The 239-nt window shown below is 67.4% G+C and carries 1 pseudogene; it reads left to right on the top strand.

What is annotated here, in order from left to right:
- Positions 1 to 239: pseudogene (locus IG99_RS43925) on the top strand (IS1380 family transposase); the annotation flags it as partial.

Consider the following 239-nt stretch of genomic DNA (forward strand, 5'->3'; position numbering starts at 1 on the left):
GAGGCTGTCGCCACCCTCCTCAGGCCGGGGAACGCTGGCTCCAACACCGCTGCCGACCACATCGCCACCGCCCAACTGGCCCTCGCCCAACTACCGAAGTCCTACCGGCGAGGGCGCCAGACGCTGATCCGCACCGACTTCGCCGGCGGCACCCACGACTTCGTGTCCTGGCTCGCGAAACGAGGACGATGGCTGTCCTACTCGGTCGGCATGACGGTCACCGAAGCGATCCACGAACA

The organism is Streptomyces griseus subsp. griseus, assembly GCF_000720255.1.
Classification (GTDB): Bacteria; Actinomycetota; Actinomycetes; order Streptomycetales; family Streptomycetaceae; genus Streptomyces; species Streptomyces griseus_I.